Origin of the sequence: Paenibacillus sp. BGI2013, assembly GCF_002843485.1 — a bacterium.
GTDB classification, from domain to species: domain Bacteria; phylum Bacillota; class Bacilli; order Paenibacillales; family Paenibacillaceae; genus Paenibacillus; species Paenibacillus amylolyticus.
The window spans coordinates 169,203-180,193 of sequence record NZ_PJFA01000013.1 but is presented as its reverse complement, the minus strand read 5'-3'; the positions used below and the strand labels follow the sequence as shown (position 1 = coordinate 180,193).

At 44.7% G+C, this 10,991-nt stretch carries 9 protein-coding genes and 1 tRNA gene; 4 read left to right on the top strand and 6 right to left on the bottom strand.

All coding sequences use genetic code 11. From position 1 onward, the window contains the following. Window positions 1-173: 173 nt before the first annotated feature. Window positions 174-1,394, bottom strand: coding sequence for a MalY/PatB family protein (locus CXK86_RS25805; protein ID WP_076250805.1), 1,221 nt, complete (start codon window positions 1,392-1,394; stop codon window positions 174-176). Between the two features lie 251 nt (window positions 1,395-1,645). Here CXK86_RS25805 and CXK86_RS25800 point away from each other — a divergent pair, with 251 nt between their 5' ends. Further along, window positions 1,646-2,353 (top strand): helix-turn-helix domain-containing protein, encoded by a 708-nt coding sequence (locus CXK86_RS25800; RefSeq protein ID WP_017687366.1) that lies wholly within the window; start codon window positions 1,646-1,648, stop codon window positions 2,351-2,353. A gap of 147 nt (window positions 2,354-2,500) precedes the next feature. Here the strand turns inward: CXK86_RS25800 and CXK86_RS25795 are convergent, their stop codons facing one another. From CXK86_RS25795 to CXK86_RS25785, 3 genes are all read right to left on the bottom strand, one after another. After that, entirely contained in the window at window positions 2,501-5,422 is a 2,922-nt protein-coding gene (locus CXK86_RS25795; RefSeq protein WP_076250803.1) for an insulinase family protein, read from the bottom strand. Window positions 5,423-5,793: 371 nt separating this feature from the next. Further along, window positions 5,794-5,879 (bottom strand) — tRNA-Leu (locus tag CXK86_RS25790). A 416-nt stretch (window positions 5,880-6,295) separates the two neighbouring features. Further along, window positions 6,296-6,754, bottom strand: a complete 459-nt coding sequence (locus tag CXK86_RS25785) for a general stress protein (RefSeq protein WP_076250801.1) — start codon at window positions 6,752-6,754, stop codon at window positions 6,296-6,298. A 207-nt stretch (window positions 6,755-6,961) separates the two neighbouring features. Here CXK86_RS25785 and CXK86_RS25780 point away from each other — a divergent pair, with 207 nt between their 5' ends. Then, window positions 6,962-7,186, top strand: a complete 225-nt coding sequence (locus tag CXK86_RS25780; RefSeq protein WP_017687353.1) for a hypothetical protein — start codon at window positions 6,962-6,964, stop codon at window positions 7,184-7,186. A 194-nt stretch (window positions 7,187-7,380) separates the two neighbouring features. On the opposite strand, the gene CXK86_RS25775 is transcribed toward CXK86_RS25780, so the two are convergent. Together CXK86_RS25775 and CXK86_RS25770 are read right to left on the bottom strand one after the other, a co-directional pair. Next, window positions 7,381-7,863, bottom strand: coding sequence for a NucA/NucB deoxyribonuclease domain-containing protein (locus CXK86_RS25775; RefSeq protein ID WP_076250799.1), 483 nt, complete (start codon window positions 7,861-7,863; stop codon window positions 7,381-7,383). 109 nt (window positions 7,864-7,972) lie between these two features. Beyond that, window positions 7,973-9,121, bottom strand: a complete 1,149-nt coding sequence (locus tag CXK86_RS25770) for a sensor histidine kinase (RefSeq protein WP_076250797.1) — start codon at window positions 9,119-9,121, stop codon at window positions 7,973-7,975. A gap of 307 nt (window positions 9,122-9,428) precedes the next feature. On the opposite strand from CXK86_RS25770, the gene CXK86_RS33075 reads away from it, so the two are divergent. Both CXK86_RS33075 and CXK86_RS25760 read left to right on the top strand, forming a co-directional pair. Next, window positions 9,429-9,623: a DUF6199 family natural product biosynthesis protein gene (locus CXK86_RS33075; RefSeq protein WP_036614780.1), complete on the top strand. Its 195-nt coding sequence runs from the start codon at window positions 9,429-9,431 to the stop codon at window positions 9,621-9,623. 140 nt (window positions 9,624-9,763) lie between these two features. After that, complete coding sequence (locus tag CXK86_RS25760) at window positions 9,764-10,987, top strand: MFS transporter (protein WP_076250796.1); 1,224 nt, start codon at window positions 9,764-9,766, stop codon at window positions 10,985-10,987. Window positions 10,988-10,991: the final 4 nt, after the last annotated feature.

The following is a 10,991-nucleotide window of genomic DNA, read 5'->3' as shown; positions in this document are numbered from 1 at the left end:
GTACTTTTGTCGATACGCTTTTACGCACAGATTTCGCCATACGCAAGTATCCTAGCTACGCAGGGGCTTGGCCCCTCCTGCGACCGGACTTTCACCGGCTAGAAGATGCGTGCTTTTCTGGGCACGCCTCATACAAAAAAGTCATCTCGCTATTGCGTGATGACTTGATGACTTTATACTTGAACGGGCACCTCTTCGACTTCTTTCACAAGCACACTACTGATTCTTCGTAACCCTTCCTGAAGGACAGAACGGGGACAAGCCAGATTCAACCGAATGCAACCCTCACCATTGGCTACAAACATATGACCATCTTCGAGCAATACACCCGCTTGCTCAGCGAAGAATAAAGGTAAACTTACATTTTGGGGAGCATATGCCGAAATATCGATCCAGGCCAGATACGTGGCTTCCGGGATGTGAAAAACAGCCCGTGGCAGATGCTGCTTCACATACTGTTCTACGCAGGCGAAATTGGCGTCTAGATACCCTTTTAATTGTTTCAGCCATTCATCACCCATTTCGTAAGCCGCTTGAGTGGCAGCAATGCTTAGTGGGTTTTTGAAACCATAATGGCGTGCCTGCCAGATGTCTCGAAGTGCCTTATTCGGAATGATGACATTAGAGAACATCAGACCAGCCATGTTGAATGTTTTGCTCGGGGACATACATGTAATGATTCGATCCATATCCGGGAACAGCTTTGCAAGTGGCGTATGTCTCTTACCCGTCCGCAGCAGATCACAGTGAATCTCATCCGAAATGACCCATACGTTGTTCCGCAGGCAGATCTCACCCACACGTTGTAACTCTTCCGTTGTCCAGACACGTCCAGACGGATTATGCGGGTTGCAGAAAATACATACCCTTACCTTCTCATCCTTGGCCTTAGCTTCAAAATCCTCATAATCAATCGAGTAACGTCCCTGCTCATTGAGCATATCCGAACACACCAGTTCAAGATCATTATGCTCCGCAGCTGACTTGAAGAAACCATAGGATGGGGTCACGATCAGTACTTTCTCATCCGACTGACAGATATATTCCACCAGTTCATACAAAGCGGGAATGATCCCGTTTGAGGTCTCCAAATGCTCCTTCGGGAAGGACCAGTCATAGTATCTTTTCATCCAGTTCGAGACAGCTTCATAGTATGCCGGATCAAATACCTGAGAGTAACCCATGATTCTACGGTCCAGACGTTCCTTAACTGCATCCAGAATCTCGGGAGGTGTGGCAAATTCCATATCTGCAATCCACATGCGAATGAATTCTTCATCTTTGAATGGAAAAGTCATGTCCTCTGTGGCGTTAAAAATATATTGACGGAAACCATCCGTATTCATCGCATTTGTTCCTGTGCGGTCGATAATCTCATCAAAGTTATATTTCATAGCTTCTGCTCCTCTATCTGCTTTACTTTTTCATTGTCGTTTCATGTCGTATTACACCTATTATTTCATGACGCAGGAATTGCATCAAATGTAATACAATCTATCCTGACGAAACAAATGAAGTTAATTGTTTCTCCAGAATAGGTATTTCCGTGAAAAAGTGATATATTTCTCATATACCATCATTTTTATGAATGACTTTCATCATTTTCACGTACTCTCAAGAAACATTGGCATAAGGAGAACCGGTTATGAACAATATCAATCAGGAAGTTGGCAAGAAAATACGAAACTTTCGGAAGTGGCGGGGACTGACCATTCAACAGCTTGCGGATCAGATCTTCAAGAGCAAGGGTACTCTGTCCAAATATGAGAGCGGAGATATTACACTTGATCTGGTCACGTTACATCATATTGCGAACGCGCTCAACATTCAGGTGGAGCAACTCTTGTACCAAGAACCAAGGCATGCATCTCCCCTGATGAATGCGGTCCCGTCCAGCTTTTTCAAGAACTCCACACGTTTCTATTCTTACTTCTATGACGGGCGTAACAACAGTCTCATTCGTTGTGTCATTGACATGATGGCTCAATCGGATGCCAACCGTTATCGCACCGTGATGTATATGAATGTGAAGGATTTTGAGAACTACCAGGAGTGCGAGAATATGTATTGGGGCCACACCGAGCATTATGATACACTCACCACGCTGATTTTGAAAAATCAGGCCACGCCGCTGGAGAATCTATACATTAATATTCTGGCGTCTTTTCAGGAATCGGAGAAAAAGTGGGGACTGATGGCTGGTGTCTCCTTCAGACCTTTCATGCCTATCGCGCTCAAAATGTTATTCTCCAGAACCCCGCTGCCCGAGAATCAGGAGTTATATAATGAATTAAAAATCTCAAAGGAAGATCTGCGGACCCTGAAAATATACAACATGCTCGCTGTCACCTGAACAACGCAGTGTGTCACACATTCTCATATGGGATGGAGACAGTCCCTCCCCATTAGAAAAGGCACTTCTATAAGCTGTTGAAACCAGCTCATAAAAGTGCCTTTCGCTTTGACGCTTATTGGATCGTGGAATAAACGAGACTAACGCTTAGTTTTTAATTAAATCCAGCGTTTCGTCAAACATTTGTTTCTGTTCCTCAATCTTGTTCTCATTACCGATCACGCAGCGCTGTTGCTGTTCAAGTATGGCCGATAAAAGCTCAGCAAAACCGATAATGTCGCTTTCCTTCGTGCTTAACACTTCGTCACGTTCCTGTTGCAGATCCGCTTCAGTCACATTCGACAGATAACACTCCAGCGAGAATGCTCCTTCGCCATAAGGTGTTCTCGGCGTATCGAGATCCTGAATCGCACCAATGATATAACGCGTCATCTCCCGCTCGTCTGCCCGGAACTCGTTCAAATACTGCGGTATTTCTTCATATACTTTGTACGTTTTATCCAGGTTCGGATCACGATACGATGCAACGTAGCTGTCTCCGTTCCGTCTGAAGCCTGACATGCAGCCATAAGCTCCGCCTTTGGCCCGGATATTCGTCCACAAGTAATCCAGAGACAGGATTCCCTGCAAGACCCGTAGTGAGCCGGTGTATTGATATCCTTTGTCGATATAATTGCCCGTTTGCACCACGTACTGCACCTCTGAAGGAGAACGGAATCCTTCCTTATGAGTAGCCGGTGTGAATGTAAATTCTTCCTTGGCAACCTCATGTGTGAACAGCTTCGCTTTCAGATCGGATACCTGTTGCTCCAGTCCTTCATATCCCTGCTCATCGGCAGTATAACTAACAAGCAAGTTCTCCGGTCTGAAAATATACCCCGTCAACTCTTGCAGACTGGAAGATAACTCTTCTTTTCTCGCCTCAAAGTTCTCCTGAAGATCCTCAAGCCACTGGTAAAACGCGATACCACTCACAGCTTCTCTGAAATCCGCAACCGCTGAATGTTTGGACGAAGACCGGCCAATTCCTGCTGAATGTCCACTATTGATCAGATTACGTTGCAGGTTACCTTTCATCTGAGAGATGATCTCATATAACCGCTTCGAATTATCAAATTGGGACGTGAACACGATTTCTTTGATCATATCAAAGGCAAATCCAAGCTTGTCATACAACACTTTTGCGTTGAACTCATAGGTAGCCTTGAATTCATTGTGCTTATGCGCGTTAGCATAAGATCCTATCCCGCTATGAATACCACCCGAATGGATATGGATTTCATTGGACAGTTCATTGAACGAGTAGTTTTGAGTATCCACGTAACCCAGTACATTTTTCAGCAACCCTGCATACGGCAGGAGATGACGTGGCACTTCTTTGATATCAAACAACAGTCTCAGATAACCAATTCCGTTGGTGTAGAGGTTATGATGGAGAATGGTTGTGCCATCGACCTGGCTCACCGTTTGATGCAACGTAGAGGCCTTCGGTTCAATATCTTCAATCGATAACGTCGGAATGACCTGCTGCTGCTCTTTGGTTGAAGGTGTATTCTGATACTCGGCGAGCGCTTCTGTTTTCTGAATCAACGTCTGAACTTCTTCCTCACTAAGACCGGCCTGAATAGTTTTCAGACGTTCTTTCAACGCTTCCTCCTTGCGTGAGTTCAGCCCCTTATCCGGGGTAAGCGCCACAAAAGAAGTATGTGTGTTCTGCAAAATATATTTCTCAATCAGTTGCTCGAAGTAACCTTCGTTCATTTTTGTCCGCAGTTCAGCAAATACGTCATTGGCTTCTAAATGAGTGAAAGGCGCTTCTTCATCGTACAACCAGCTTTGCAGAGAGGAGAATCCGTAGATCAAGCCCTTCGGCATTCTGCCATAGTCCGCTTCCCTGTGATTGAACTCATACGAGTTAATTCCAGCAAGCAGCGCTTTTGGATCAAAACCTTCTTTTACCACACGCTCAAGCACTTCTTTGACCGTTCCCAGGAAATCCTCTTTGCTCGCCAGATTGCTCTTCTTCAGTCCCACAGTGAACACAGGCTGATACAGACTGTCATCATAGGAACCGTAGACGTCCTTCGCGATTCCTTTATCCAGCAACGCCTGCTTCAGTACCGCTCCCGGAGCGTTCAGCAGGGCGTATAACAAAATTTGAAACGAAATGTTCAGTTCCTTGTCTAGACTTGTGCCGATCACCGCGTTATAGGTCAAGAAGCTGTTATCCACTTCCGATTCCGTACTTCCCGCAGAGTAAGTCTTAACTGTGTCTACCCGTTCTGCAAAGGCAGGTTGAAGTTGAATGACCGAATCAATCTCGATTCGATCATATGCACTCAGGTAGTTCTCATCCAGCCATTGCAGCTTCTCTTCCATATCCATATCCCCGTAGAGATAGATGTAACTGTTGGAAGGATGATAGTATCTCGTGTGGAAATCCAGCAGCCCCTGATACGTTAAATCCAGAATAGCTTCCGGGAATCCGCCAGACTCGGAGGAGTATGTGGTATCCGGGAAAAGGGAGTTCAGCACTTCTCTGCGCACCATTCGTTCCGGTGAAGAAAAGGCCCCCTTCATCTCGTTATATACAACTCCGTTGTAGGTTAACTCATCATCTGCAGAGGCCAGGTTGTAGTTCCAACCTTCCTGCAAAAATATCTTTTCATTCTCATAAATATTTGTATTCAATACCGCATCTAGGTAAATATCCATCAGGTTATGGAAGTCATGATCATTACGACTCGCGATCGGGTAGATCGTCTTATCGGGATACGTCATGGCGTTAAGGAATGTATTTAATGAACCTTTCAGCAACTCAACAAAAGAATCCTTGGCCGGAAATTTCTTGGACCCACAGAGCACGGAGTGTTCTAGGATATGGGCTACCCCTGTATCATCTTCCGGAGGTGTACGGAAACCGATACTGAATACTTTGTTGTCGTCCTGATTGGACAAAAGTACAATTTTGGCTCCGGATTTCTGATGTTCCAATAGATACGCATCCGATTTCAGTTCTTCGATTCTGCGCTCCTGTAACACCTTGTATGGCTTAAGCTGTTTCAACATAAACTTGAGTCCTCCGTCCATAAGATTGTTTTATTGGTTTTGTGACTCTACATAAGTTCAAATATGTTTATTTACACGGGCACTCCGATGACAGAACAACATCTGTCCTCTCCGTTATCGTGTACATGTGTAGTTGAACCTATATCGTTCAGCAAGGTAAAGGTAATATATGCCTACGGATAGTATACACCATTGTTCTCTCTCTTCATAAAAGTCAGGTAAATGTCCCTTCTGATATGTATTATGCAGGGTTTATGTTTATGAGCTGCATGGTGATGTGGTCTGCAATGAAGTGACGATCATATTAAAGAACACAAAAAAAGATCGCATGCAGCTTGGTTAACAAGCGTCATACGATCTTCTTTTTAAGATGCCGAGGACCGGGATCGAACCGGTACGGTAGTCACCTACCGCAGGATTTTAAGTCCTGTGCGTCTGCCAATTCCGCCACCCCGGCAGGATTATGTATTTCTTGGCGACAAGAAATATCTTACCATGAACTAATTAACTTTGCAACACTTTTTTATAAAATAATCTAACTATATAAGTTTAACTAATGATTTACACGATAACGGAGAGGACAGAAAAAACTGAAAAAGCGAAGCGTTCGCCTTTATCACCGGATTTCCCCTTGAGAAGAGGGAATCGAAAAAATCTGGGGATAACAGCGATTAGAAGGTTATTCTGTCATCGGAGTGTCAGTGTAAATAATCTTTAGTTCAACTTAAAAAAATGAAACAGGCACTGCAAGCGTCAGCTCACAGTGCCTAGGAAGTCCGAGTTGCGGTCCCGGACTTCCGGTAAACCAATCTATATTAAGGGAGGTGTGAGATAAGAATACCTCCCCAACATTAAAGAAACCTAAAATCAGCCTTAAATTAAACTAAAAAGTAAAATAGGTCGAACACGAGCCGCTTCTTCCTCACTGCACTCCACGATAACCAAGATATGGTCCTTTAACAGCCAATCTTCGTAATACCGCGCATCCTCCTCCGAGATTCCCGCTTCAGTCAGTGTAAGCACCAAATCATCGGTCTCACTTCCAATCTCATTACCAGCGAGTCTACGCACTGCATTTCCGATCGACATCGTCTGATCCATTCGCTTCCCCAGACCAGCCAATATGCCTTTCAGAGCGCCAAAGGCACCATCTGTTCCGGCACCCTTCAAAGGTTTGGGTAGCCCCGTCTTTTCGCTCACCAGCTCCAGATTAAGCTGCTCCTTGGCCACCGCTCCTAAATTTTTCTCCTTGACGCCTTCCTCTTTCACCTTATTCAGCATAATTATAGCCTCGTTCTCGGTACGGGCCAGCCCAATAATCAATTGTGTCATTCCGTTCCCCTCCTTTTACCCTAATATAACCCCTTAATCCCCATTCAAAAACGGTTCGTCCACAGCTAAGACAAATCACCTAGAAGAATGTTGATTTCTCTTCTGGAAATCTATACCTAGTTCTGATAGACTAGATAAAGAAGACAAATTAACCATTGAAAACATTGACATATGGATTTAACATCTCATAATCAGGAGCAATGACTTATGAAAAAAGAGGTAGAAATTGCCATCCGGCGCAAGCAACAGATCATGGTTCGTAATACAAGCGGTCAGACGGTAACCGGATTTCCCGAGCGTACCGCTGATACATCCATTCTTTCCTTACGTACGGTCCACGGCAGTCTGTGGATACCGTTTGATGAGGTGGAACATGTTACGCGTCTGTTAAGCATCCGGTCTCATCATTTAAGCGGAATGCAACTCGTTTAGTCGGCTCTGTAATCCTAGAAACTCCAGTTCCCGTATAGATACGTTAACTAGATCTATTTATGCCAGCACTTTACACCAAAAAACCAGACGCATGCACGTCTGGTTTTTCTCTTCTACTTATCCTGTACCACGCTGCCACTGACCTCACAACAAAGGCCTTACAATCCTTATTTCTGCCCAACCATATCCTGTTGTTACTTCACTACAAACTTCACTCGTGTTCCATCCGGATATGTACTTAACTGATTCCCTACCCATGAACCTGCACCACGATTATCCTTCGGGGTAATGTACTGGATATCTGCACCTGTTCCTCCCTCAGCACACATCGCCATGGGCCACTCGTCACGATCCTTACCTTTTTTGACCGGAACACCCTTAAGTGATAGATCCCGATTGCCTTCCGCTCCATTACGATTAATGGTGCATACATCCGAATGCCCTGCCTTGATAGCAGCTTTAATATGGTTGGCTGTTTCGGGGTAACGCTCTGAAGGGAACGTAATGGTATGGTCTACACTCTTATTAGTCCCACCGAATGGATTAGGTATCTCCTCGGGCCATTCTCCCCCAGCCCAGGCGTAGAGGGCTACCAGCAGCATCGCTACCAGCGTCAGAACCTGCTTTTTGAAACCTTGTTTACCTTTACGCTTTCTTCTTGTGCGTCTCTTACTCATGCTGTGTCTCCCCCATTCAACACTTGCATTATAACAGAACGCCCGTTCGCAAAACAATCCAATATAATAAAAAAACAGCCGAGACCGCCCGGCTGTCCTGCTTGATTGATTATCCTACATTGGGAATGGCCTGTTGGCGCAGCAAGGGCAGTGTCACCTCAAACTGTGTACCTTTCCCCTCTGTACTCTCCACCGAAATCTGACCATTCATCAGTTCCAGCAGTTCTTTGCAGATGGTCAGACCAAGACCGCTTCCGCCAAATCGGCGCGCATGGGAGATGTCGGTCTGGGTAAATGCATCAAACAATGGTTCGATCTGATGCTGAGGAATGCCAATTCCCGTATCACGCACAGAAAATACCAATACAACGGTATCCATCAGTTGTTGTCTCACATCCACCTGTAACTGCACTTCACCTTGTTCCGTGAACTTAATTGCATTACTCAGCAAATTATCCAGTACCTGCCGAAGTCTTAGCGGATCACCGATAAGCACATCAGGAACATTCAGATCAGCATGACAGAGCAAACGAATTTGTTTATTCCGTGCCGCAGGTTCATGTGTCTTCACAATCTGTTGGATCAGCTTCAACGGCTGAAACTCAATGTTTTCAACATCCATTTTGCCTCTGCCCAGTTTCGCCATATCCAGGCTATTGTTAATGATGTTCAGCAGCGCCTCACCTGATTGACGTGCAAGCTCCAGATATTCTGTCTGCTCATCCGTAGTTTCACCCATACTGGCAAGTTCGATCATGCCCATAATGCCGTTAAGCGGGGTACGAAGCTCGTGATTCAGCTTGCCGATGAATTCCAATTGCCCTCTGCTGTTCATCTCAGCCATGGAAGTTGCAAACTTCAACTGCTGTTCGGCATACTTCCGTTCTGAAATATCGTATTGAATGCCTACAAAATATAAACACTCTCCGGATTCATTAAAGATCGGATCGATATTCAATTCGTTCCAGAACTTCTGACCACTTTTTGTATAATTTAAAATATCAATCTTAATGGATTGTTGTTTCTTTATTGCATCACGAATCTGCATTATCGTTTCCGGGTCTGTATCCTGCCCTTGCAAAAATCGGCAATTGTGTCCGACAGACTCTTCATACGTATATCCTGTCAGTTGGGTAAAGTGTTCGTTTACATACATGAGCGGAAGCTCAGGCAAGGTAGCATCGACCACCGTCACGGAGGATTTCACTTTCGAGATGATAAATTCCCATTGTAATGAGAGTTGATTATGTTGGCTCATGCCTTCCTCCTTCATCTCACACACATTAATGTTTATATATTCTGCAATCGTACATTATAAGGAGAGAAAACTAACCAGTCGGAATGTGTTGATATTAAATCAATATATTTTAATTGTAACATAGTTATTCAAGTCATGTGGTTTATGGGTAATAGTTGATAACTAACATTCCACAATAACCTAACTACTCACCAGGAGGAACATACATGAAATTTCTGTTAATTATCATCATTATTATTTTGATTGTAGTCTTTTTTACCAGACGCAAACGTTAAAATAAGATCCGTTATGTAAGTGAGAAAGGAAGATGGGTATGAGAACCCTCTTTTTTATATTCATGGTACTCTGTATCATCAATCTCTGTTTCCCAAAATTCGGCTGGTATCTGCGCTATGGCTGGATTTCCCGGGGCGAAGCCGAACCCAGCAGGCCTTATATGACTATGGTCAGAACGACCAGCCTGCTGATGTTGCTTATCGCCTTCACACTTGCTATGGCATGAACTATAGGCATTAGAAGATGACTGCCCTGTTGGGCAGTTTTTTTGTGATGAAATGACGGGAAAATGATAACTTTGTTTGTGGTGCAATGATGACAATGCCCGTAATATAGATATATCGTTTCGGAAAGGACATCATTGGCATGAACATCGCATTTTATCCGTACTGGGCCGCCAAGACGCTGCTCTCGCTTATTAATGTCATATATATCATGGTCATTACTACATTCATATACGGTCTCACTGGATCGGTACTCTCTGCTGCAATGTTTCCACTTATTCAGATCATTGCACGCATAATAGCCGGTCTCACTTTGCCATTACTTGTGAACCGTTTCCCATTCTCCAGACTATTGATCAGCATTTCCATAGCCAAAACATTAATCATGACCTGTATAGCCATTTCGTTGAATCACTTGATTTCACAACTGCCGCTTATATTGCTCGGAGTGATTGCATTATCCTTCTTGGACGGATGGGAAACTCCGTTACTGAAGACTTTAACGCCACGATTGGTTCAAGGTGAAGACCTTATAAAAGCAAATAGCCTACTATCTTTCTCCAATCAGACTGTAACCATTGTCGGTTACGCCATGACGGGATTCGCCGTGATGAACTGGGGGGCGTCACAGACCTTCTGGGCAGCTACAAGCCTGTCCTGGGCCGTTCTGATCTTCATGATTGCCATGGGCTCGCTCACACGGAATGTAGAACAACCTCAGAAATCTGCTGTATCGCGGAATGTATTGAGGGAAGGTTGGAGTATACTTTGGAAGAATCCATCATTACGGCTGATTACGCTTATGGGCATTGCCCAAGCACTTGCGGGTTCCATCTGGATCGGAGCTGTTACGCTGGCCTTTGCAAAAGAAGCTCTGGGACGAGGAGAAGGTTGGTGGGGACTCATGAACTCGAGTTACGCTGCTGGAACCATGCTTGGAGGTATTCTGGCTCTTGCACTAGCCAAACGTATTCAGAAGCATCTAATCGCTAGTATGACCATGGGTTCTCTTCTCTTCAGCCTGCTGACCGTCGTTTATGGTCTAAACAACCTGCCATGGCTCGCTCTGGTGTTATGCATACTGATGGGTCCAGTTCATCAGATTCGTGATGTGGCTCAGCAGACAGCGCTTCAGAACAGTGTACCTGTCGAATCCCTAACCAAGGTATACGCCACCCATGGCGTCCTGATATCCACGGTTATGAGTGTATCCATAGTTATCTTTGGTCTAGTCGCCGATCAACTGGGCGTTCGGTGGGTATACCTTATCGGTGGAGCCTTGTTTATTGTATCTGCGATATGCTCATTATCGTTGAGCAGAATTCACAGAAACCATCCCATTGCTAAACATACGAAAAATATGTAAATCA